Source organism: Methylobacterium sp. Leaf361 (assembly GCF_001424445.1).
Classification (GTDB): domain Bacteria; phylum Pseudomonadota; class Alphaproteobacteria; order Rhizobiales; family Beijerinckiaceae; genus Methylobacterium.
Genome location: NZ_LMPY01000023.1, coordinates 276,647 through 299,119 on the forward strand (window position 1 = coordinate 276,647; position 22,473 = coordinate 299,119).

Sequence of the window (22,473 nt, forward strand, 5' to 3'; positions counted from 1 at the left end):
TTCCGTCTTCCGCTGACGCCGTGGGCATCGCGACCACGATCGCGGCGCCCCGAACTCGATAGTGCAATACGCCGGCAATTCATCTGCCGCAGCATCGTCGGGCCTGAACTGATTTCAGGACAGCATCCGCGTGTCACCGTCGATGGAGATGGCCTGCCCCGAGATCGTCCGGCCACGCGGCGAGCAGAGCAGCAGGATCTGGTCGGCGAGCTGCCGCGCCGTGACGTACTCCTTCACCGACACGAACGAGAACGCCCGCGCCTCCATGTCGGCGAAGCTCGTGCCCTGCTGCTGGGCCTTCGATTCGAGCACCCGGCGCTGGCGATCCCCGGCGACGAGGCCCGGCAGGATCGCGTTCACCCGGATCCCCGCGCCGCCGAGCTCGATCGCCAGGGACTTGGTGAAGCCGATCACCCCCCACTTGGCGGCCGCGTAGGGGCTGCGCAGCGCGAAGCCGAACTTGCCCGCGGCCGAGGAGAGATTGACGATCGAGGCGTTGGCGCTCTGGCGCAGGTGCGGCACAGCCAGCCGCGCGCAGTTGAACTGGCTGGTCAGGCAGACCGTGAGGCAGCGATCCCACTCCTCGGGCGCGATCTCCTCGACCCGACCGGTCGGGCCGGCGATCCCGGCATTGTTGACGAGCACGTCGAGGCCGCCGAGGAACTCGACCGCCTGGTCCATCATCGCGGCGACGGCGTCGCGGTCGGCGACGTCGGTCCGGCTGCGCCCGACGGTGTCCGGCAGCGCGGCCAGGGCGTCCGTGTCGATATCGCAGGCGAAGACGCGCGCGCCTTCGTCCAGGAAGGCGTCGACGATCTCGCGGCCGATCCCGGCAGCGCCCGCCGTCACCAGGACCCGCAGGCCGGCAATCCCCAGATCCATGATCAATCCTCTCCCTGAACGTCCCGCAATCCGCCGCGGGTCAAGATGAACTCCGCGGCCTCCCGGATGTCGGCGGCGATCGCGGCCGCGGCCGCCGCGCCGTCCCGGATCTCGATGGCCGCCACGGCCTCGGCGTGCCGCCGGAGCGCGAAGCCCTGGAGCAGGCGCTCCGGGTGGGCGCGCAGATCCAGGTTGATCACCGGGCCGGCCTTCAGCCAGAGCCGCGCGATGATCTCCTGCAGGGGTGCCAGCCCGCAGGCACCGTAGATGGCGAAATGCAGGTCGCGGTTGAGCTGGACGGCGCGCGCCCTGTCGGGCTCCGCCGCCTCGGCCTCGGCCCGGAAGGCCGCCTCGGCCCTCCGTATCGCCGCGAGTTCGGCGGCCGTCCGCCGCTCGGCCGCCCGCGCCACCGCGATGCCCTCGACCGCGATGCGGGTCTCGACCAGGGCCCGGAACGCGGCCGCGCCCATGACCGGCACCCGGATCACGCGATTCGGCGCCACCTCCAGCACGCCGTCCGCCGCGAGCCGGCTCACCGCCTCGCGCACCGGCATGACGGAGACGCCGAGCGCCGCTGCGCTCTGCCGGAGGGACAGCCGGTCGCCCGGCGCCAGCCGCCCCGAGGCGAGGAGATCCGACAGGGCCTCGTAGACGGTGTCCGACAGGGTCCGCCGCGCGAGCTGGGGCAGGTCGGCGAGGGCCAAAGTGGAATTCATATGCCGACACTAGACGGATCCGGCACTATCGCGCTAGTGATCTGTGATCACAGTTCGGGTGAGGGCCGTCAGAGCCCGCCACAACAACCCGGCTGGAGGACACGCACGGGAGCGGAACGATGACGGACCGGTACGGGAATTCCCTTTCTCGCCGCAGCTTCCTGCGCGCCGGCGGCGCGGCGCTCCTTGCGCCGGCCCTCGCGAGCCCGGCGCTCTCCCAGGGACAGTCCGAGGTGATCCGGATCGGTCACCTCACGCCGCGGACCGGCTTCCTCGGGCCGCTCGGCGAATTCGCCGTGCAGGCGGCCCAGCTCGCGGTCGAGGAGATCAACGCCGCCGGCGGCATCGCGGGCCGGAAGGTCGAGCTCCTGTCGGAGGACAGCGTCAATCCGCAGACCGCCTCGGCCAAGGCCGAGCGCATGGTCCAGCGCGACCGCGTGGCCTGCCTCGTCGGCGAGATCAACTCCGCTTCGGCGCTGGCGATCAGCCAGGTCGCCCAGCGCGAGAAGATCCTGTTCATCAACACCGGCGCCAACTCGGACGCGCTGCGCGGCTCCGACTGCAAGCGGTTCATGTTCCACGTCGAATCGCAGAACACCATGATGGTGCGGGCCTGCGGCCGAGCACTGCTCGACCGGGGCCTGATCAAGGGCCGCAAGGTCTACGCGCTCACCGCCGACTACGCCTTCGGCCACGATCTCCTGAAGCAGGCCAAGAAGTACTTCGCCGCCAACGACGCCACACTCGTCGGCGAGGATCTGATCCCGACCGAGCTCACCGACTTCTCGCCGTTCCTGCTCAAGCTCCGTCAGGCCAAGCCGGACCTCGTGATCTGCAACCTCGCGGGCGCGCAGATCACCAACTTCCTGAAACAGTACAGCGAGTTCGGCCTGCCGTTCCCGGTCGCCGGCTTCGGCTTCGACACGGCGCTCGCCTGGGGCGCCGGGCCCGGCAACTTCCTCGGCACGTGGCCGGTGATCTGGCATCACCAGATCGATTCGCCCTCGGCGAAGAAGTTCGTCGCCGCCTTCAAGGCCAAGTACAAGAAGCCGCCGGAGAACCAGGGCTGGGGCGACTACACGGCGATGAAGATCGTCGCGCAATCGATGAACGAGCTCAAATCGACCGAGTCGATCAAGGTCGTGGAGCACCTGGAATCGGGGGCGAAGTTCGACATCGCCAAGGTCCGCGAGGGCTATTTCCGCCCCTGGGACCACGAGCTGATGCAGGAGATGTTCGCGATCACCGCCCTGCCGGCGGACCAGGTCAAGAACCCCTACGACATCTTCACCTCGACCGGGCCGCTGCCCGGTCCCGGCGAGAGCCTGGAAGTGCTCGCCACCACCCGCGACGAGAACGCCTGCACCTTCCCGGCGTGAGGCTTCCATGCAGCTCGTCTTCATCCTGGAGCAGGTGCTCAACGGCCTGCTGATCGGCGTGCAGTACCTGCTGATCGCGCTGGGCCTGTCGCTGATCTTCAGCCTCGGCGGGATCGTGAACCTCGCCCACGGCGCCTTCTACGCGATCGGCGCCTACATGACCGTGCTGCTGACGCCGACCATCGGCTTCGGCGGCGCCCTCATCGCCTCGCCGCTCGCGGTGGCGGTGCTCGGCCTCCTGATCGAGCGGTTCCTGCTCCGGCGCTTCTACCGCGGCGACCCGACGCTCGGCCTGCTCCTCACCTTCGGGCTCGCGATGGTGGCGGAGCAGGCGCTGCGCATGGCCTTCGGGGCCGCGCCGGTGCCCTTCGGGATCCCGCTGTGGCTGCGCGGGCAGGTCTTCATCGGCGACCTGATCTACTCGCGCTACCGGCTCTCGATCCTCGTCGTGGCCCTCGCCTGCGTCGCCGGCCTGTGGCTGCTCCTGACCCGCACCAGCTTCGGGCGGGTGGTCCGGGCGGGCGTGCAGAACCCCGACATGGTCGCGGCGCTCGGCATCTCGCTCCGGCCGTACATGACCGCCGTGGTGACGATCGCGGTCGGGCTCGCGGCGCTGGCCGGGACCATGATGGCGCCGGTCACGGGCGTGCAGCCCGCCATGGGCGCCGAGATCCTGACCTTCGCCTTCGTGGTCGTGGTGATCGGCGGTCTCGGCTCCTTCTGGGGCGTGGTGCTCGCCGCGCTGATCGTCGGCGTGGTCCGGGGCCTCACCGCCTACGCCTACCCGCCGGCCACCGAGGCCGCCGTCTACGCCCTCATGGTGCTCGTCCTGCTGCTGCGCCCGCGCGGCCTGTTCGGCGAGCACATCGCCCGGTTCGAGTGAGCGGAGAGCGTCCCATGTCCGGAACCGCCGAGCCGCTGCCGCTCGCCCTGCCGCAGCGCGGCCTGATCCTGCGCGAGAGCCGCCAGCTCTGGGCGGCGCTCGCCGCCCTGATCGTCCTGCCCTTCGCCCTCGACGCGATCGGCCTGACGCTGATCACCGCCACCGACGTGGTGATCTTCGCCCTGGCGGTGCTCGGCCTCAACATCCTGGTCGGCTGGACCGGGCTCACCTCGTTCGGCCACGGGGCGTGGTTCGGGATCGGCGCCTACGCGGTGGCGATCCTCCAGACGCGCCTCTTCCCCGGCGACATGGCCCTGCCGCTCCTCGGCGCCCTGGCGATCACCGGGCTCGCGGCCCTCGCCGCCGGCGGCCTGATCCTCCGGCGGCGGGGCGTCTACTTCTCGCTCCTGACCCTCGCCTTCACGGCGATGCTCTACGCCATCGCGTTCCGCTGGACCGACCTCACCGGTGGCGAGAACGGTATCGGCAACCTGCACCGCTGGGCGGCGCTGCAGGAACCCGGCGCCTACTACGCCGCAGTGTCCGGAATCGCCTTCGCGGTCCTGATCGCCCTGTGGCGCTTCCGGCGCTCGCCGATGGGCACCGTCCTGGTGGCCATCCGCGAGAACGAGCAGCGCGCGGGATTCCTCGGCTACGCCACCAACCGCTACAAGCTCGCGGCCTTCGTGATCTCGGCGACGATCACCGGGCTGGCGGGGGCGCTCGCGGCCTACAGCCACCGCTTCACCTCGGCCGACCCGATCTCCATCGCCTTCTCGGGCGAGCTGCTCGCCATGGTGGTGATCGGCGGGATGCGCTCGTTCCTCGGGCCGGCGCTCGGCGCGCTGTTCTACATCCTCTTCCGCGAGTTCCTGTCGATCTACACCGCCGATTGGCTGCTGTATTTCGGCCTGCTGTTCGTCGCCTTCATCGTGTTCTCGCCGGACGGGCTCGTCGGCATCGCGGCGCGGCTGCTGAAACCGTTCCGGCGCGTCCCGACCGAGGGCGCGGCCATGTCGGCCCGCCGCGCCGGCGCCTCGGGCCGCGTTCCGGCCCGCTTCATCGCCGAGGGGCGCGGCGACGGTCCGGTGCTGGTCGCCGACGAGATCCGGAAGAGCTTCGGGCCCGTGAAGGCGGTGCGCGGCGTGTCCTTCGCGGTCGCCGACCGGACGCTCCACGCCCTGATCGGACCGAACGGCGCCGGCAAGACCACCGCCTTCAACCTACTGTCCGGGATGTTCCGCCCGAGCGGCGGCAGCATCCGCCTCGACGGAAGCGAGATCGCCGGCCTGGAGCCGCACGCCATCACCCGGGCCGGGATCGGCCGGTCGTTCCAGATCACCAACCTGTTCCCGGGCCTCTCCGTGGAGGAGAACGTTCGCCTCGCGGTGCAGGCCCGGCACGCCGCGCATTTCAGCCCCTGGCGGGACGCGTTGGCCGTCCGGGAGATCGCCGACGACACCGCCGAGCTGCTGCGCTGGACCGGCCTGTCCGGCATCGAGCGGGCCGAGGCCGGCAGCCTGTCCTACGGCGGCCAGCGGCTGCTCGACATGGGGCTGGCCCTGGCCACGCGGCCGCGCGTGCTGCTGCTCGACGAGCCCCTCGCCGGGCTCGCGGCGGCCGAGCGCGAGCGGGTCGGCGACCTGATCAAGGCGCTGTCGGCCGACATCCCGGTGCTCCTCGTCGAGCACGACATCGACCGCGTCTTCCGCCTCGCCGACCGCGTCACCGTGATGGCCGACGGCGCCGTGCTGGTCGACGGCTCGGTCGCGGACGCCCGGGACGACGAGCGGGTGCAGGCGGTCTATCTCGGCTCGGGCACGGCGGCGATCGCCGCGAAGCCTCGCGCCAGCGCCGCCGAGGCCGAGACGCTGCTCGCCATGGAGGGCGTCGACACCTTCTACGGCAAGTCGCACATCCTGAACGGGGTGAACCTGGCGGTGCGCCGGGGCGAGGTCGTGGCGCTCCTCGGACGCAACGGGGCCGGCAAGTCGACTCTGCTCAAGACCCTGATCGGCACCGCGCCGCCGGCCACCGGCCGGATCGTGCTCGCCGGCAAGGACATCGCCGGCCTGTCGCCCGACCGGATCGCCCGGCTCGGGATCGGCTACGTGCCGCAGGGGCGGGCGCTGTTCGCCGGCATGACCGTCGCGGAGAATCTGGGCCTCGGCCGGCTGCGGCGGCTCACCGGCGCCGGCATCCACTGGGACGAGGAGAAGGTCCTCGAGTTCTTCCCGCGCCTGAAGGAGCGCTGGAGCGTCGACGCGGCCCGCCTGTCCGGCGGCGAGCAGCAGATGGTGGCGGTGGCCCGCGCCCTCTCGGGGGACACGCGGCTTCTCCTCCTCGACGAGCCCTTCGAGGGCCTGTCGCCGGCCGTGACCGAGGAGCTGTTCGAGGCCTTCGACCGGCTGCGCCGGGAGATCGCGATCATCCTGGTGGACCACCACCTCGACCTCGCCCTGGCGCTGTCCGACCGCACCGTCGCCCTGGAGCGCGGCAGCGTGCAGTGGACGGGCAAGTCGCGTCTCCTGCGCGAGGATCAGGAGTTGAGGCGGAAGGTGCTGTGGCTATGACCGAGAGCGTCGCGATCGTCGGCGCCGGCCTGATCGGCCGGGCCTGGGCGATGATCTTCGCCCGTGCAGGCTGGGACGTGCGCCTGTTCGACCCCGCGGCGGGCGTCGCCGAGGCCGCGATCCCGCTCTGCGCCGAGGGGCTGCGGACGCTGGCGGCGAACGACCTCTGCGCGGATCCCGAGGGTGCCGCGGCGCGCATCCGCGCGGCCGGCACCCTCGCAGCCGCCCTCGACGGCGTCGCCTTCGTGCAGGAGAACGGACCGGAGCGGCTGGAGGTGAAGCGAAGCCTGTTCGCGGACCTCGACGCCGCGACGCCGCGGGAGGCCGTCATCGCCTCGTCCTCCTCGGCGATCCGCTGCTCCTTGTTCACCGAGGACCTACCGGGTCGGGCCCGTTGCTTGGTCGGCCATCCGGTCAATCCGCCGCACCTGATCCCGCTGGTGGAGATCTCCGGCGCGCCGTGGACGGCGCCCGAGGCACTGGTGCGGGCCCGTCAGGTTTACGAGCAGATCGGGCAGGCCCCGATCACCGTGCTGAAGGAGATCGAGGGCTTCATCCTCAACCGGCTCCAGGGCGCCCTGTTGGCGGAGGCGTTCCGCCTCGCTTCGGAGGGCTACGTGACCCCGCAGGACCTCGACAAGACCGTGGCGGACGGCCTCGGCCTGCGCTGGAGCTTCATGGGTCCGTTCGAGACGATCGAGCTCAACGCGCCCGGCGGCATCTCCGATTACTGCGCGCGCTACACCGGTTTCTACAAGAGCCTCGCCGCCGACCCGGCGCCGCCCGCGGTCTACGAGGCGCCGGCCACCGAGGCGATCCTGGCCAAGTGGCAACCGCCGACCGATCTGCCCGCACGCATGAACCGCCGCGACGCGCGGCTGGCGGCGCTCCGCGCCCACAAGGCTTCACGGAAGGACTGAGCATGGCCTCACAGCGGAAAGTCATCATCACCTGCGCGGTGACGGGCGCGATCCACACGCCCAGCATGTCGCCGCACCTGCCCGTGACGCCCGAGGAGATCGCCGACGCCGCCATCGGCGCCGCCGAGGCCGGCGCCGCCATCGTGCACCTGCACGCCCGCAACCCGGAGAACGGCCAGCCCGACCAGACACCCGAGGCCTTCGCCAAGTTCCTGCCGGTGATCAAGCAGCGCTCGAACTGCGTGGTGAACATCACCACGGGCGGCGCGCCGACCATGTCCATCGAGGAGCGGGTGCGCCCGGCCGCGACCTTCCAGCCGGAGGTCGCCTCGCTGAACCTCGGCTCGATGAACTTCGGCCTGTTCGGCATGCTCGACCGCTTCAAGGACCTGAAGCACCAGTGGGAGCGGGACTATCTCGGCAACAAGGACATCATCTTCCGCAACACGTTCGGCCAGATCGAGCACATCCTGACGACCTGCGGCCCGAACGGGACGAAGTTCGAGTTCGAGTGCTACGACACCGCGCATCTCTACAACCTGAAATACTTCTTCGACCGCGGGCTGGTGCAGGCGCCGCTGTTCATCCAGACGGTCTTCGGCCTGCAGGGCGGGATCGGCGCGCATCCGGACGACGTGATGCACATGAAGCGCACCGCCGACCGTCTGTTCGGCGATCAGTACCGCTGGTCGGTGCTGGGCGCGGGCCGCAACCAGATGAACATCGCCGCCATGGCGGCCGCGATGGGCGGCAACGTCCGCGTCGGGCTCGAGGACAGCCTCTGGAACGGTCCGGGCAAGCTCGCCGAGACCAACGCCGCGCAGGTCCGGCGGGTGCGCGCGATCATCGAGGGGCTGGGCCTCGCGGTCGCCTCGCCCGACGAGGCGCGCGAGATGCTGGCGCTGAAGGGCGGCGACAAGGTCGCGTTCTGATCGATCAGTCGATGGACGATGCGTCGCGGAAGGTGGGACGCATCGTCCGAGAGCGGCTGACGTTCAGGCTCTTCCGTCCTTGCGAGCGCAGCGAAGCAATCCAGGCGCGCCTCAGGCCTCCGATGTCGCGCAACACTGGATTGCTTCGCTGCGCTCGCAAAGACGTAGGCGACCGCTCACGGTGAACCGAACACGCGATCCAGATCCGCCTGCGCGGCGCCGTCGATCTCCAGGATCTTCAGCCGGCTCTGCTCGCCGGTCACGATGCGGACCGAGCCGCGGCTGACCTTCAGCGCCTTGGCGATCAGGGCCACGAGCGCACCGTTGGCCGCGCCCTCGACCGGCGGGGCGGCGACGCGGACCTTCAGGTAGGGCTGCCCCTTCTCGTCCCGGGCCCAGCCCTCCGCGGCGTCGCGGCCCCCGCGCGGCGTGAGGCGCACCGCCAAGCGGATCGCCACGGCGGAGCCCTCAGAAGATCTTGCCCGGATTCAGCCGGTTGTCCGGATCGAGCGCCCGCTTCACGAGCCGCATGACGGCGATCTCCTCGGGCGAGCGCGACAGCTTCAGCTTGGCCCGCTTCTCGAGCCCGATCCCGTGCTCCGCCGAGACGGAGCCGTTCAGCTCCGCCAGCGGCTCGTAGATCGCCGCGTCGATCGCCGCGTTGCCGGCGGCGTCGAGGCGGGTGGTGTTCCAGTGGAGGTTGTTGTCGCCGATATGCCCGTAGACGACCGCCCGGCAGCCCGGGATCGCCGCGAGCCGGTCGAGCGCCCCGCGGACGTAGCCGTCCATCCGCGCGAGCGGCACGCTCACGTCGAAGGCCCGGTCGATCCCGTCGGCGTTCAGGTGCTCGACGCGGTCGCGGATCCGCCACATGCCGCGGCGCTGCTCCTCCGAGGCGGCGACCACGGCGTCGAGGATCGTGCCGTCGCCCATCAGCCCTTCCAGCAGGCCCAGGAACCGGTCCGATTCCTCGGGGACGCACTCGACCTCGATGATCGCGTAGAACGGGTAGTCCGGACCGAGCGGCGGGGTCGCGCGCCCGGGTGCCGTCATCAGCCGGTAGAAGTCCGGCCACAGGCCCTCGAACGAGGAGACACGCCCCTGGAAGGCGCTCTGCGCCGCCCGCAGCACCCGCGCGCCGTCGTCGACCCCGGGGCACGCGATCAGCGCCGTCGCGTAGCCGGCGGGCTCCGGCCGCAGGCGGATGACCGCCCGCGTGACGATGCCCATCGTGCCCTCGGTGCCGAGGAAGAGCTGCTTGAGGTCGAGCCCGGTGTTGTTCTTGATGAGCGGCCGCATCGACGACACGACCGTGCCGTCGGCGAGCACCGCCTCCAGGCCGAGCACCATGTCGCGCATCATGCCGTAGCGCAGCACCCGCAGGCCGCCCGCGTTGGTGGAGATCGCGCCGCCGATCGTCGCCGAGCCGCGGGCCCCGAGATCGAGGGGGAAGAACAGGCCCGCCGCGGACGCGGCGTCCTGCACGCTCTCGAGGGTCGCGCCGGTGCCGACCACCACCGTCATGCCGAGCGGGTCCACCGGCTCGATGCCGGTCATGCGCTCGGTCGACAGGGTGATCTCGTCGGGCTGGCAGAGCGTGCCGTCGACGAGGCCGGTGGCGCCGCCCCGCGGGACCACCGCGACGCCCGCCGCGTGGCAGGCGGCCATGACGGCGCCGGTCTCCTCGGTGCTGCGCGGGCGGACCAGGGCCAGCGCGGCGCAGGGCTCGGTCGGGCGCGTCCAGTTGGCCGAGCGCCCGCGCAGTTCCGCGCCGGTGACGAGACCGGACGGTCCGACGATCGCGGCGAGGCGGTCGAGGAAGGCGGTGTCGGTCATCGGCATCATCTCGGGGCTCGGTCGGGTCGCCGCTCTGTCACAGAATCCCGCGCGCGGCGAGGTTCCGCATCAGCGCGCGGGCACCGAAGGTCCAGGGCTCGCAGGCGTCGCAGGGGCGCATGCGGTTGACGAGGCAGCCGAGCTCCGGGCTCGCCACCGCGACGCGGTCGCCGTCGGCGTGGGTGAAGCCGAGGCCCGGCCCGTGCCGGTCCTGGATCGGCGCGAACATCGTGCCGAGGAGGAGGAGGGCGCCATCGGGGTAGTTGTGCGTCCGCCCCATCAGCGCGTCCGCGAGCTCCTCTGGATCGCGGCTGATCTCGGAGAGCGGCGAGGTGCCCTCCAGCCGGAAGCCGTCCGTGCCGGTGACCTCGAGGGTCACGGTCGTGCGGCGCACGTCGTCGAGGCCGAATGTCCCGTCGAACAGGCGCAGGAACGGCCCCAGGGCGCAGGAGGCGTTGTTGTCCTTGGCCTTCCCGAGGAGCAGCGCCGACCGGCCCTCGAAGTCGCGCAGGTTCACGTCGTTGGCGAGCGTCGCCCCGACGATGCGCTGGTCGGAGGCGACCGCGAGCGCCACCTCGGGCTCGGGGTTGTTCCAGTGCGAGTCCGGGTGCAGGCCCGCATCCGCGCCGCAGCCGACGGCCGAGAGCGGCTGCGCCTTGGTGAAGATCTCGGCGTCCGGGCCGATGCCCACCTCCAGGTACTGGCTCCAGGCGCCCTGCGCGACGAGCACCTTCTTCAGGGCCATGGCCTCGGGCGAGCCGGGCTTCAGCCGGCGCAGGTCGCGGCCGACCAGGCGCTCGACCTCGGCGCGGATCGCCGCAGCGGCGGCGAGGTCGCCCCGGGCGCGCTCCTCGATGACCCGCTCCAGCATGGACGTGGCGAAGGTCACGCCCGCCGCCTTGAGCGCCTGGAGGTCGACCGGGGCCAGGAGCCAGGGCTTGGTGGCGTCGCGCGCGTCGGGCGGCGTGTTGGCCAGCCCCGCGTCGAGGCTGCCGAGGTCCTCGCCCTGGGCGCCGCGCAGGGCGGCGGCGGGGTCTCGGGCCTCGCATAGGTCGCTGACGGTGGGGAAGGCGGCGGTGACGTCGACGATTCGGGCCGTGCCGTCCGCGTCGGCGCGGATCGCCACGACGCTCGGACCGGCCACGTCCGGCCGCCACACCCGGCCCACGAGGGCGCCGCGGCATCCGTCGGCGGGCAGGATCTCCCGCGCGGTCAGGCCCGATAACGACATGTGCTCACGTCCCCTGGATGTCCGCCTTGGATGTCAGCCGCTGAATGCCCGCGCGCGACGGGCTCGGTTCCGGCACCGCGGCCGGCGCGCGATCCCATAGCATTCCCCGCCGCCCGTCATCCCGCCGGAAGTTTCACCGGGCCGCGCCCGTCACGGGCGCCGGGGGGCTCGCCTGACAGATCCAAGAATATCTGCAGCTTTGCCAGGAGGCCGGCTTGCTTTCCCGCGAACCCTCATTTGTACTGCTGCCCTAGAGCCGCCGACAGAGCGGCCTTGATCGGGAGGAAGCATGGCCTCGGTGGGAATCCGCGAGGTTCGCAAGGCTTTCGGATCGACGAATGTCCTGCACGGCGTGTCGGTAGATATCCGGGACGGTGAATTCGTGATCCTGGTCGGCCCGTCGGGCTGCGGGAAATCAACGCTCCTGCGGATGATCGCCGGGCTCGAGAACATCTCCGGCGGCGAGATCCGCATCGGCGAGCGCGTGGTGAACGATGTGCCGCCCAAGGAGCGGGACATCGCCATGGTGTTCCAGAACTACGCCCTCTATCCGCATCTCACCGTCCGCGAGAACATGGCGTTCTCGATGCGGATCCGGAAGGCGCCGGCCTCCGAGATCGATCTCCGGGTCAACAAGGCCGCCCAGATCCTCGGGCTGGCTCCCCTGCTGGACCGCTACCCGCGCCAGCTCTCGGGCGGCCAGCGCCAGCGCGTCGCCATGGGCCGGGCGATCGTGCGCGACCCGCAGGTCTTCCTGTTCGACGAGCCGCTGTCCAACCTCGACGCCAAGCTCCGCGTGGCGATGCGCACCGAGATCAAGGAGCTGCACCAGCGCCTGAAGACGACGACGATCTACGTCACCCACGACCAGATCGAGGCCATGACCATGGCCGACAGGATCGTGGTGATGCATGACGGGGTCGTGGAGCAGATCGGGCCGCCCCTCGAACTCTACGACCGGCCCGACAACCTGTTCGTCGCCGGCTTCATCGGCTCGCCGGCCATGAACTTCATGCCCGGCAAGGTCCGGGCGAACGGGCGTCTGACCTTCACCACCGAGACCGGCCTGTCGATCCCGCTCGCCGACGCGCCCTCCGGCGTCGACGGCCGGCCGCTCATCCTGGGGGTTCGCCCCGAACATTTCGACCTCGCGCCCGAGGGAATCGCCGCGGAGGTCGTCGTCGTGGAGCCGACCGGCTCCGAGACCATGCTGGCGGTGCGGGCCGGGGGCCAGGACCTCACCTGCGTGCTGCGCGAGCGCGTGCGCGAGCGGCCGGGCGAGACGGTCTCCCTGCGGCCGAACCGCGTGCACTTCTTCGACGCCGAGACCGGCCGTCGCCTGCCGAGCTGACCCGCGTCGGATCCGGCGCGGATTCGAGGCGCGCGGCGCCTCCAGGATCACGATCACCGAGGGAGAAGAAACGATGTCCGTTCTCGATCGCCGGTCCCTCCTCGCGGGTGCCGCAGCGACAGGCCTCGCCGCCGGCGGCGACCTCCTCGGCTTCGCCAAGGCCTGGGCGCAGAACGCGGAGTGGAAGCCCGAGCCGGGGGCGAGCCTGTCGCTCCTGCGCTGGAAGCGCTTCGTGCCGGCCGAGGACGAGGCCTTCATGAAGCTCGTCGACGCCTTCACCAAGGCGACGGGCGTCAAGGTCACGGTGACCAACGAGTCCTTCGACGACATCCAGCCCAAGGCGTCGGTCGCCGCCAATACGGGCCAAGGGCCCGACATGGTCTGGGGTCTGTTCTCGTTCCCGGCACTCTTTCCCGACAAATGCCTGCCGCTCGAGGACGTGGCGGAATCCCTCGGCAAGAAATACGGCCCCTGGTTCCCGTCGGCCGAGGCCTACGGCAAGGTCAAGGGCAAGTGGATCGCGATCCCCGTCGCGTTCAACGGCGGCTATCCGAACTACCGCATCTCGGCGATGAAGAAGGCCGGGTTCGACAAGTTCCCGACCGACACGGCGGGCTTCCTCGAACTCTGCCGCGGCTTGAAGAAGAACAACACGCCCGCCGGCTTCGCCCTCGGCCACGCGACCGGCGACGGCAACACGTGGTGCCACTGGGCGCTGTGGTCGCACGGCGGCAACCTCGTCGACGCCAACGAGAAGATCGTCATCAACTCACCCGAGACCGCCAAGGCGCTCGAATACGTCAAGTCCCTGTACGAGACCTTCGTGCCCGGCACGGTGTCGTGGAACGATTCCTCGAACAACAAGGCCTTCCTGGCCGGCGACCTGTACCTGACCAACAACGGCATCTCGATCTACGCGGCGGCCAAGAAGGACAACCCGAAGCTCGCCGAGGACATGGACCACGCGGTCTGGCCGATCGGCCCGGTCGGCAAGCCCACCGAGTTCCAGCTCGCCTTCCCGATCCTGGCCTTCAAGTACTCGAAGGCGCCGAACGCCTGTAAGGCCTTCATCGCCTTCATGATGGAGGCGGCGAACTACAATCCCTGGCTGGAGGCGGCCCAAGGCTACCTCTGCGAGCCGCTGTCGAACTATCCGAAGAACCCGATCTGGACGAGCGACCCGAAGAACGCGGTCTTCGCCGAGGCGGGACGGCGCTCCCTGGCGGCGGGCGGCCTCGCGCCGGTGAGCGAGCGGATCGCCGCGGTGCTGGCCGACTTCGTGATCGTCGACATGTTCGCCAGTCACTGCACCGGCCGCGAGGACGTGAAGGGCGCCATCAAGAACGCCGAGCGCGCCGCCACCCGCATCTTCCGGAACACCTGACCGCACCCGCCGGAGGCGAGACGATGGCGCACACGGCCCTGACGCAGCCCGCCCCGGCCGCAATCCCGACCCGCTCGGCCTGGCAGCGCGTCCGAGCGAGCCGGGGCTGGGCGGGGTTCTGGTTCATGCTCCCGACGGCGCTGATCCTCGGCCTGTTCCTGGCCTACCCGCTCCTGAAGGGCATCTGGCTGTCCTTCACCAACGCGCGGATCGGCCGCGACGGGGTCTTCGTCGGCCTGGAGAACTACGCGTGGCTCTGGGACGACGACGTCTTCTGGCTCTCGGTGTTCAACACCTGCCTCTACACGGCGGTGGCGTCCGTGGTGAAGTTCGGGGTCGGGCTCTACCTCGCGTTGCTGCTCAACAAGAACATGCCGTTCAAGTCGATCATCCGGTCGATCGTGCTGATCCCGTTCGTTGTGCCGACCGTGCTGTCGGCCATCGCCTTCTGGTGGATCTTCGACAGCCAGTTCTCGATCATCTCCTGGTCGCTGCGCCATCTCGGGGTGATCGACGGCAACATCGACTTCCTCGGCGATCCCGCCATGGCGCGGGCCTGCGTGATCTTCGCCAACATCTGGCGGGGCGTGCCGTTCATCGCCATCACGCTGCTCGCCGGTCTCCAGACTGTCTCGCCCTCGCTCTACGAGGCCGCGACGCTGGACGGCGCCTCCAACTGGCAGATCTTCTCGCGGATCACCCTGCCGCTGCTGACCCCGATCATCGCGGTCGTGATGACCTTCTCGGTGCTGTTCACCTTCACCGATTTCCAGCTGATCTGGGCCATGACGCGCGGCGGCCCGGTGAACGCCACCCACCTGATGGCGACCCTGTCGTACCAGCGCGGCATCCTCTCGGGGACGCTCGGCGAGGGCGCGGCCATCGCCACCGCCATGGTGCCGTTCCTGCTCGCGGCCATCGGCATCTCGTGGTTCGGCCTGCAGCGCAGGGCCTGGCAATCCGGGGGGAACGACCGATGAGCGCGCCCGCACCGCCCGCCCATGCCGATCCGCATCTCAACGCCGTATTGGAGGCGCGGCCCGCCGGGCTCACGGACAATTCGGAGGGCATGGCCTATCTCGAGCGCCTGCCCCGGCGGCTCGTGACGACCTACCTGCCGCTCCTCCTCATCCTCGCCGTGCTGCTGTTCCCGTTCTACTGGATGGCGCTGACGGCCATCAAACCGGACGAGCAGCTGATCGACATGGAGCGGTTCAACCCGTTCTGGGTCGTGGATCCGACGCTCAAGCACATCAACAAGCTCCTCTTCGAGACGCAGTATCCGCGCTGGCTCTGGAACACGATGTACGTGTCGGTGGCGGCGACCGTGCTGTCGCTGTTCGCGAGCGTGCTCGCCGCCTACGCCTGCGTCCGCGTGCGCTACCGGGGTGCCGGCTGGGTCGGGGCGGCGATCTTCCTCGCCTACCTCGTGCCGCCCTCGATCCTGTTCATCCCGCTCGCCACGATCATCCAGGCCTACGGCCTGTTCGACTCGCCGATCGCCCTGATCCTCGCCTACCCGACGATCCTGATCCCGTTCTCGACGTGGCTCCTGATGGGATACTTCAAGACCATTCCCTACGAGCTGGAGGAATGCGCGCTGATGGACGGCGCCAGCCGGTGGCAGATCCTCACCAAGATCATCCTGCCGCTCGCCTTTCCGGGGCTGATCTCCGCCGGGATCTTCTCCCTGACCTTGTGCTGGAACGAGTTCATCTACGCGCTGACCTTCCTGTCCTCGACGCAGAACAAGACGGTGCCCATCGCCGTGGTGAGCGAGTTCGTGGACGGCGACGTCTACAAGTGGGGGTCGCTGATGGCCGGGGCGCTGCTCGGCTCGCTGCCGCTGGTGATCCTCTACTCTTTCTTCGTCGAGTACTACGTCTCCGCGCTCACCGGCGCCGTGAAGGAATAGGGGACGGGCAGGACCGTCGTCTTCGCGCGCGCAGCGAAGCGTGCCGGGGCGGCGGGACCTCGGTCGGCGTGGCGCGGGCCGGATCGCTGTGCTCGCGAAGACGGAGACCGTTGCCAGCAGGGCTCGACGACGCCGAGAATGCGCGCGGATCCGCGGGCGCCGAATCGCGGACCGGCCCCATCGAAGGTCACGCCATGGCCCACTTCATCGACGCGCGGTCCACCCTGGTCAACGACGCCGTCGACGGCCTCGTCGCCGCGAGCGGCGGACGCCTGGCACGGCTCAAGGGCGACCCGGGCATCCGCGTCGTCCTCCGCGCCGCTCCGGATCCCGGGAAGGTCGCGGTCATCTCCGGCGGCGGCTCCGGCCACGAGCCGGCCCATGCGGGCTTCGTGGGACAGGGCCTGCTCAGCGCCGCTGTCTGCGGTGACGTCTTCGCCTCGCCGAGCGTCGACGCGGTGCTGGCCGGGATCCTCGCGGTGACGGGGCCGGCGGGGTGCCTGCTCGTCATCAAGAACTACGCGGGTGACCGGCTGAACTTCGGGCTCGCCGCCGAGCGCGCCCGGGCGCTGGGCCACAGGGTCGAGACCGTGATCGTCGCGGACGACATCGCGCTGCCGGACGCCAAGCAGCCGCGCGGCGTCGCCGGGACGCTGTTCGTCCACAAGGTGGCGGGTCACGCCGCGGAGGCCGGGGAACCGCTCGAGACCGTGGCGTCGCTCGCCCGCCGGGCGGCCGGGGCGGCGAAGTCGCTCGGCATCGCGGTCTCCACCTGCACGATCCCCGGCTCGCCGCGGAGCGAGCGGCTGGCGGAGGGACAGGCCGAGCTCGGCCTCGGCATCCACGGCGAGCCCGGCGCGGAGCGCATCGCGCTGCCGAAGGCCAGCGACCTCGCCGAGCTGATGGCCGAGCGTCTCGCGCGGGCCGTCGAAGGTGCGGACCGGCTGGCGCTGCTCGTGAACAATCTCGGCTCCGCCTCCGCGCTCGAGATGCAGGTCCTCACCCGCGCCGTGCTCGCCACCGACCTGGGGCGGCGCGTCCGCCTGCTGCTCGGGCCCGCGCCGCTGATGACGGCGCTCGACATGCACGGTGCCTCGCTGTCGGTCCTGCCGCTCGACGACGCGCTGGAGCGCGCCCTGTCGGAGCCCGTCCCGGTCCCGGCCTGGCCCGCGGCGGTGCGGGTCGCGCCGCCGATCCTGAGGCCGGTGCCCGAGGGACTCGCGGGCGAGGCCTTCGTGCCGTCGCACGACGCCGTCACCGCCGCCCGGATCCGGGCCGTCGCCGAGGCCCTGATCGGGGCCGAGGACACCCTGAACGGCCTCGATGCCAAGGTCGGGGACGGCGATGCCGGCACGACCTTCGCGGGCGCGGCGCGGGCCGTCCTGGCCGAGCTCGACCGGCTGCCGCAGGCGGAACCCGCGGCCCTGTGCCGGGCGCTCGCCGAGCGGATCGGGCGCGCGGTGGGCGGATCGAGCGGCGTGCTCGGCTCGATCTTCTTCGCCGCGACGGCCTCGGCCCTCACCGGCGGCGCCGCGTGGCCCGAGGCGCTCGGGCAGGGCGTGGCGCGCGTCCAGGGTTACGGCGGCGCCCGGGCCGGCGACCGCACGCTGCTCGACGCCCTGATCCCCGCCGTCGAGGCCCTGACGGGCGGCGACCTCGCGGCCGCCGCGGCGGCGGCCCGGGCCGGCGCCGAGGCCACGGCCGGCATGGATCGCGCCGGCGCGGGCCGCTCCAGCTACCTGGCCGCCGGGGACCTCGCCGGTGTCCAGGATCCCGGCGCCGCCGGCGTCGCGGCGGCGTTCGCGGCCCTGGCCGGGGCGTAGGCGCCGCGCGCCGTCGCCCGGCATCCGTTGACGCTCCACCCGTCGAGGCCTACCCCATCCCCATGCGCACCGGCCTGATCCTCGACGATTACCAGCAGGCGGCCCTCGCGCTCGCGGACTGGGCGCGCCTCTCCGACCGCGTCGCGATCTCCGCGATCAGCCAGCACATCCCGAACCCGGACGACCTCGTGGCGCGGATCGCGCAGGCCGAGATCCTCGTGATCATGCGGGAGCGGACGCCGTTCCCGGCGGCTCTGCTGGAACGGCTGCCACGGCTGGAGCTCCTCGTCACCAGCGGCATGCGCAACCTCGCCATCGACCTCGCGGCGGCCCGCGCGCGCAACGTCGTCGTCTGCGGCACCGATTCCAGCCCGACGCCGCCGACGGAGCTGACCTGGGCGCTGATCCTCGGACTGGCGCGCCACGTGGCGCCGGAGAGCCTGACCCTGCGCGCGGGCGGCCCCTGGCAGAGCACCATCGGGACCGATCTCGCCGGCGCGACCCTCGGCGTTCTGGGCCTGGGGAAGATCGGGACGCGGGTGGCCGAGATCGGGCGCGCCTTCGGCATGCGGGTGATCGCCTGGAGCCCGAACCTCGACGATGGCCGCGCCGCCGCCGCCGGGGTGGAGCGGGCGACCTCGAAGGAAGCCCTGCTGGAGGCGAGCGACGTCGTCACGATCCACCTCGTGCTGGGCGACCGGACCCGCGGCCTCCTGGGCGCGGCCGAGCTGCGCCGCATGCGCCGCGACGCGTTTCTCGTGAACACCTCGCGCGCGCCGATCATCGATCAGGCCGCGCTGGTCCAGGCGCTGGAGGAGGGCTGGATCGCAGGCGCGGGCCTCGACGTGTTCGAGACCGAGCCGCTGCCGGCCGACAGCCCGTTCCGGCGCCTGCCGAACGTGCTGGCGCTGCCGCATCTCGGCTACGTGTCGCGCAACAACTACCGGACCTTCTTCACCCAGGCGGTGGAGGACATCGAGGCCTGGCTCGCCGGCGCCCCGATCCGGCAACTGGGCTGACGTCGCGGAGCTTGCCGGACCCGGACTCAGTCCCGGCGGGGGTCCAGCGCGTCCGCGAGGCCGTCGCCGATCAGGTTGAGCGCCACCAGGGTCGCGATCAGGAACGCGGCCGGGGCCGCGAGCAGGTGCGGCGCCGCCTCGATGGAGCGGGCGCCCTCGGCGATCAGGACGCCCCAGCTGGTCTGCGGCTCCTGCACGCCGAGCCCGAGGAACGACAGGAAGCTCTCCAGCAGGATCACCTGCGGCACCAGCAGCGTCGCGGTCACGGCCACCGGGCCGAGGGTGTTCGGCACGATGTGCCGGAGGATGATCCGGGGTGTTCCGAGGCCGAGCGCCCGCGCGGCGCGGACGAAGTCGCGCTCGCGCAGCGACAGGGTCACGGCGCGCACCACCCGGGCCATGTCGAGCCACTCCACCGCGGCGATCGCCACCAGCATGAGCAGCAGGCTCGGGCGGAAGAACACCAGCAGCAGGATCACGAAGAACACGAATGGGAGCGCGTAGAGCACGTCGACGGCGCGCATCATCACGGCGTCGACGGCGCCCCCCACGAAGCCCGCCGTCGCCCCGTAGGCGACGCCGATGAGCAGGGCGACGAGGCTGGCCGCGAGCCCGAGCGCCAGCGAGATCCGGCCCGCGACGAGGCAGCGGGTCAGCAGGTCGCGGCCCTGGATGTCGGTGCCGAGGGGGAAGTGCAGGCGCCGTACCGGCACCGCCACGACGAGCCCGCGGCCGCCGTCCCGCTCGTCGAGGACGGTCGGGGTCCCGAACAGGGCCGAGCGCGGCAGGTAGACGAGGCTGCGCCGGTCGACGCCCGCGTCGGAGCCGAGGGTGAGCCGCAACGTGTCGCCGTCGCGCTCGACCGCGTCGAGCCGCGCGCGCATGCGGAAGGCCAGACGCTCGAGCGCCGGCCGGAGACGCGCGGCGTCGGGCTGCGCGGTGAGGCCGGCCGGGAGCTGGCGCAGGTCCGGATAGGCGCGCTCGGGATCGTGGCCGGTGAGGCCCGGGCCGATCAGGCAGGCGAGGGCGATCAGGACCAGCACGGCGAGCGCCGCCACGGCGGTCCGCTCCCGCGCGAACCGGAGGACGGCGCGCCGGGCCGGCGCCGTGGAAACCGCCGTCACGCCGCCACCCGGAGACGCGGGTCGAGCCACGCGCAGGCGAGGTCGGCGGCGAGGTTGAGCAGGATCACCAGCCCGGCGACGAGCAGGACCGTGCCCATCACCAGCGTGTAGTCGCGGTTGAGCGCGCCCTCCACGAAGTACCGGCCGATCCCCGGCAGCCCGAAGATCGTCTCGACCACCACCGAGCCGGTGAGCAGGGCCGCCGCCAGCGGTCCGAGATAGGCGACCACCGGCAGCAGCGCCCCCCGCAGGGCGTGCCGGGTGACGCGGGCCGGCGGAAGGCCGAGGCTGCGCATGGTGCGGACCGGCTGCGTCCGCAGGGCCTCGGCCAGCGAGGTCCGGGTCAGGCGGGCCAGGGCGCCGACCTGCGGCAGGGCCAGCGTCACCACCGGCAGGACGAGGTGGCTCGGGGCGCCGTCGTTCCAGCCGCCGAGCGGCAGCCAGCGCAGGGTCAGGCCGAAGGCGATCTGCAGCAGCGGCGCGACGACGAAGCTCGGCAGCGAGAGGGTCAGGGCGGCCCCGACGCTGAGGAGCCGGTCGACGAGCCCGCCGCGCCGGAGCGCCGCCACGATCCCGAGCCCGACGCCGAGCGCGGTGGCCAGCGCGAGGGCGAGGGCGCCGAGCGTCGCGGAGACCGGCAGGCCCCGCGCGATCAGGCCGAGGACGCTCTGGTCGCGGAACGAGAAGGAGGGCCCGAGGTCGCCCCGCGCCAGCGCCGCGAGGTAGCTGCCGAACTGCGCGATCAGAGGCCGGTCGAGGCCGTAGACCCGGCGCAGGTTCTCCATGGCGGCGGGCGCCAGCGGCCGCTCTAGGTCGAAGGGCCCGCCCGGGGCGAGCCGCATCAGGAAGAAGCTGACCGTCACCACCGCGAGCAGCGTCGGCACCGCCTGGAGGAGGCGGCGCAGGATGAAGCAGATCACGCGTCGAGCCTCATGAAGCGGGTCGGCGCGGCGTTGCGCAGGTTCGGGTGGTAGCCGTGCAGCCGCGGCGCGATCAGCGCCTTGGAGCGGTAGTGCATCAGCGGGATCCAGGGCAGCTCGCGCAGGGCGATCGCCTCGGCGTCGTAGAGCAGGCCGGCCCGGCGGGTGAGGTCGCGCTCGGTGGCGGCCCGCGCCATCAGGGCGTCGTAGGCGGCGTCCGACCAGTGGCCGGCGTTCATGCCGTCATTCCCGCTCTGAAGCAGGAAAAGGAAGTTCTGCGGATCGGAATAGTCGGCGATCCAGCTGTAGCGGGCGACGTCGAAGTCGCCGCCGTCGCGCAGGTAGGCGAAATGCGTCTTCGCGTCCGTGTAGACGTAGCGCGTCACGATCCCGAGGTCGCGCCACATCTCGCCGAGCGCCACCGCGATGGTGCGGTTGTTGTCGCTGATGTTGAACCGGTACTCCACCGTGAGTGGCCGGTCCGGGCCGAACCCCGCCTCCGCGAGCAGGCGGCGCGCCTCCGCCTCGTGGTCGATCGGTAGGCCGAGGCGGCCCTCGGTCTCGGGGGGCGTGCGGTAATTGTCGAGGCCGGGCGGGCACAGGGAGTAGGCCGGGCTCATGGTGCCGCCGTTGAGCCCGTCAGCGAGGTACTCGCGGTCGATCACGAGCGACAGCGCCCGGCGGACACGCCGATCCGAGAACGGCGCCTTGCGGGTGTTCACCACCAGCGCCGCGAGCCCCAGCGAAGGGCCGAGCACCACCTGCGGCCCGAAGCGGCGGCGCAGGTCGGCGATCTGGTCGACGGGCAGGTCGGAGAGGGAGTCGATCTCCCCGGCGGCGTAGCGGCGCACCGCGGCGGCGATGTCGGGCGTCGGCAGGAAGGCGACGCGCCGGATCGCGAGGCTCGCGGCGTCCGGATGGTGCGGGTTGGCCTCCAGCGTGATCGCGCCGCCCGGAACGCGGTCGGCGAGCCGGTAAGGTCCGTTGGTCACGAGGTTTCCCGGCCGGGTGAAGCTGTCGCCGTAGCGCTCGACCGACGCGCGGTGGACCGGAAGCGCGGTCTGGTGGGTCAGGAGTTCCAGGATGTAGGGCGTCGGCTGTTCCAGCGTGATCGCGAGCCGGAGCGGCGCCTCGGCGGCGACGCCGAGGGCGTCGGCCGGCGTCTCGCCGCGGTTCACGGCGGCGGCGTTGCGGATCGGGAACAGGATCTCGGCGTATTTCGCCGCCGTGGCCGGGTCGAGCATCCGGCGGAACGCGTAGACGAAGTCGTTCGCTGTGACCGGCTCGCCGTTCGACCAGCGGCCGTCGGGGCGTAGGTCGAAATGCAGGCTCACCCCGTCCTCGGAGACCGACCAGGCGCGCGCCGCGCCCGGGATGATCGTGCCCCGGTTGTCGTAGGTGAGCAGCCCGTCGCAGAGATCGCGCAGGATGTGCGCCTCCGCGACGGTCGACGAGCGGTGCGGGTCCAGCGTCTCGGGATCGGCGTCGTTGCCGCGGCGGTAGAGCGCGTCGGCCGCGCGGGCGGGCCGCACGGCCGCGAGGGCGAACGCGCCGGCCAGCCAGTCGCGCCGGCGCGGGCGCACGG

The 22,473-nt window shown here is 71.6% G+C and carries 19 protein-coding genes; 11 read left to right on the forward strand and 8 right to left on the reverse strand.

Features of this window, described 5'->3' with window-relative positions; translation table 11 throughout:
* Positions 1–114: 114 nt before the first annotated feature.
* Together ASG32_RS17195 and ASG32_RS17200 are read right to left on the reverse strand one after the other, a co-directional pair.
* Positions 115–882 carry an SDR family oxidoreductase gene (locus ASG32_RS17195; RefSeq protein ID WP_056528451.1) on the reverse strand — a complete coding sequence of 256 codons (768 nt, stop codon included), beginning with the start codon at positions 880–882 and terminating at the stop codon, positions 115–117.
* 2 nt (positions 883–884) lie between these two features.
* On the reverse strand, positions 885–1,598 hold the full coding sequence (locus ASG32_RS17200) for a GntR family transcriptional regulator (protein WP_056528453.1): 714 nt from the start codon (positions 1,596–1,598) through the stop codon (positions 885–887).
* Positions 1,599–1,717: 119 nt separating this feature from the next.
* Between ASG32_RS17200 and ASG32_RS17205 the strand changes: the two genes are divergently transcribed.
* The 5 genes from ASG32_RS17205 to ASG32_RS17225 are packed head-to-tail and all read left to right on the forward strand — an operon-like array spanning position 1,718 to position 8,285.
* The gene (locus ASG32_RS17205) at positions 1,718–2,977 is read left to right on the forward strand and encodes an ABC transporter substrate-binding protein (protein WP_056528456.1); all 1,260 of its coding nucleotides are present in this window, start codon (positions 1,718–1,720) and stop codon (positions 2,975–2,977) included.
* Between the two features lie 7 nt (positions 2,978–2,984).
* Complete coding sequence (locus tag ASG32_RS17210; RefSeq protein ID WP_056528459.1) at positions 2,985–3,860, forward strand: branched-chain amino acid ABC transporter permease; 876 nt, start codon at positions 2,985–2,987, stop codon at positions 3,858–3,860.
* A gap of 14 nt (positions 3,861–3,874) precedes the next feature.
* Positions 3,875–6,433, forward strand: coding sequence for a branched-chain amino acid ABC transporter ATP-binding protein/permease (locus ASG32_RS17215; protein WP_056528462.1), 2,559 nt, complete (start codon positions 3,875–3,877; stop codon positions 6,431–6,433).
* Positions 6,430–7,353: a 3-hydroxyacyl-CoA dehydrogenase gene (locus tag ASG32_RS17220; protein WP_056528464.1), complete on the forward strand. Its 924-nt coding sequence runs from the start codon at positions 6,430–6,432 to the stop codon at positions 7,351–7,353. Before ASG32_RS17215 ends, ASG32_RS17220 begins: the two co-directional genes overlap by 4 nt.
* Positions 7,354–7,355: 2 nt before the next feature.
* Positions 7,356–8,285 (forward strand): 3-keto-5-aminohexanoate cleavage protein, encoded by a 930-nt coding sequence (locus tag ASG32_RS17225; protein ID WP_056528467.1) that lies wholly within the window; start codon positions 7,356–7,358, stop codon positions 8,283–8,285.
* A 176-nt stretch (positions 8,286–8,461) separates the two neighbouring features.
* Here ASG32_RS17225 and ASG32_RS17230 read toward each other — a convergent pair whose 3' ends face one another.
* The 3 genes from ASG32_RS17230 to ASG32_RS17240 are packed head-to-tail and all read right to left on the reverse strand — an operon-like array spanning position 8,462 to position 11,352.
* The gene (locus tag ASG32_RS17230) at positions 8,462–8,743 is read right to left on the reverse strand and encodes a DUF167 family protein (RefSeq protein ID WP_056528470.1); all 282 of its coding nucleotides are present in this window, start codon (positions 8,741–8,743) and stop codon (positions 8,462–8,464) included.
* A gap of 10 nt (positions 8,744–8,753) precedes the next feature.
* The gene (locus ASG32_RS17235) at positions 8,754–10,121 is read right to left on the reverse strand and encodes an FAD-binding oxidoreductase (protein ID WP_244492012.1); all 1,368 of its coding nucleotides are present in this window, start codon (positions 10,119–10,121) and stop codon (positions 8,754–8,756) included.
* A 37-nt stretch (positions 10,122–10,158) separates the two neighbouring features.
* Positions 10,159–11,352 carry a fumarylacetoacetate hydrolase family protein gene (locus ASG32_RS17240; RefSeq protein ID WP_056528473.1) on the reverse strand — a complete coding sequence of 398 codons (1,194 nt, stop codon included), beginning with the start codon at positions 11,350–11,352 and terminating at the stop codon, positions 10,159–10,161.
* Positions 11,353–11,641: 289 nt separating this feature from the next.
* Between ASG32_RS17240 and ugpC the strand changes: the two genes are divergently transcribed.
* From ugpC to ASG32_RS17270, 6 genes are all read left to right on the forward strand, one after another.
* A complete protein-coding gene (ugpC, locus tag ASG32_RS17245) occupies positions 11,642–12,703 on the forward strand; it encodes a sn-glycerol-3-phosphate ABC transporter ATP-binding protein UgpC (protein ID WP_056528476.1) in 1,062 nt (353 codons plus the stop codon).
* Positions 12,704–12,776: 73 nt separating this feature from the next.
* Positions 12,777–14,087, forward strand: a complete 1,311-nt coding sequence (locus tag ASG32_RS17250) for an extracellular solute-binding protein (protein WP_020091915.1) — start codon at positions 12,777–12,779, stop codon at positions 14,085–14,087.
* A gap of 23 nt (positions 14,088–14,110) precedes the next feature.
* On the forward strand, positions 14,111–15,067 hold the full coding sequence (locus tag ASG32_RS17255; protein ID WP_056528479.1) for a sugar ABC transporter permease: 957 nt from the start codon (positions 14,111–14,113) through the stop codon (positions 15,065–15,067).
* A gap of 89 nt (positions 15,068–15,156) precedes the next feature.
* Complete coding sequence (locus tag ASG32_RS17260; protein WP_234082978.1) at positions 15,157–16,002, forward strand: carbohydrate ABC transporter permease; 846 nt, start codon at positions 15,157–15,159, stop codon at positions 16,000–16,002.
* Positions 16,003–16,196: 194 nt separating this feature from the next.
* Entirely contained in the window at positions 16,197–17,825 is a 1,629-nt protein-coding gene (locus ASG32_RS17265) for a dihydroxyacetone kinase subunit DhaK (protein WP_056529269.1), read from the forward strand.
* Between the two features lie 62 nt (positions 17,826–17,887).
* Positions 17,888–18,844, forward strand: coding sequence for a D-2-hydroxyacid dehydrogenase family protein (locus tag ASG32_RS17270; RefSeq protein WP_199866132.1), 957 nt, complete (start codon positions 17,888–17,890; stop codon positions 18,842–18,844).
* A 26-nt stretch (positions 18,845–18,870) separates the two neighbouring features.
* Here ASG32_RS17270 and ASG32_RS17275 read toward each other — a convergent pair whose 3' ends face one another.
* From ASG32_RS17275 to ASG32_RS17285, 3 genes are read right to left on the reverse strand one after another with little or no spacing between them, the layout of a single operon-like run.
* Positions 18,871–19,968, reverse strand: coding sequence for an ABC transporter permease (locus tag ASG32_RS17275; RefSeq protein WP_056528485.1), 1,098 nt, complete (start codon positions 19,966–19,968; stop codon positions 18,871–18,873).
* Positions 19,965–20,888: an ABC transporter permease subunit gene (locus ASG32_RS17280; RefSeq protein ID WP_056528488.1), complete on the reverse strand. Its 924-nt coding sequence runs from the start codon at positions 20,886–20,888 to the stop codon at positions 19,965–19,967. Before ASG32_RS17280 ends, ASG32_RS17275 begins: the two co-directional genes overlap by 4 nt.
* Positions 20,885–22,471 carry a peptide ABC transporter substrate-binding protein gene (locus ASG32_RS17285; protein WP_056528491.1) on the reverse strand — a complete coding sequence of 529 codons (1,587 nt, stop codon included), beginning with the start codon at positions 22,469–22,471 and terminating at the stop codon, positions 20,885–20,887. The genes ASG32_RS17280 and ASG32_RS17285 overlap by 4 nt, the downstream gene beginning before the upstream one ends.
* Positions 22,472–22,473 lie beyond the last annotated feature (2 nt).